Here is a 579-nt window from a genome sequence, read left to right on the forward strand (position 1 = left end):
GATAATCAGGCGGTGCGTCAGCGCACCGGCTGAAGCTCAAAAGACTCTGACCGAATTGTTCGACGCCGGCCGCCGGGTAGTTGCCGTGGCCGTCAAACCGGCGCCGCACCTGGCCACCCTCACCGCCGACGACGAATCCGAGCTGATGCTCGTCGGGTTCTGCGTCTTCGCCGACGAACCCAAGGCCGCCGCGCGGCAATCCCTAACCCAGCTCGCGGATCTGGGCATCGAGCTGAAGATCGCCACCGGGGACAACCCGCGAGTGGCCGAAAAGGTCTGTGAAGAACTGGGTTTGGCCTCGAAGGGCACGATCACCGGCGCGCAGCTCGAACCCCTGGACGACGCCGCGTTCGCGTACGCCGCGCAACACCACACCATCTTCGCGCGCATCTCCCCCGAGCAGAAGGCGCGGCTGATCACCGCGCTGCGGCGCGAGGGGCGAGCCGTCGGCTTCCTGGGCGACGGGGTCAACGACGCGCTGGCGTTGCACGCCGCCGACGTGGGGATCTCGGTGGACAGCGCCACCGACGTGGCCAAGGACGCCGCCGACGTGGTGCTGCTGGAGAAGGATCTGGGCGT

1 protein-coding gene is annotated in these 579 nt (G+C 68.0%); it reads left to right on the forward strand.

From position 1 onward, the window contains the following. Nucleotides 1–579, forward strand: a 579-nt coding sequence (locus A9X04_RS22660; RefSeq protein ID WP_156764494.1) for an HAD-IC family P-type ATPase, incomplete at both ends; no start/stop codon positions are given.

Source organism: Mycobacterium sp. E3247 (assembly GCF_001667785.1).
Classification (GTDB): Bacteria; Actinomycetota; Actinomycetes; order Mycobacteriales; family Mycobacteriaceae; genus Mycobacterium.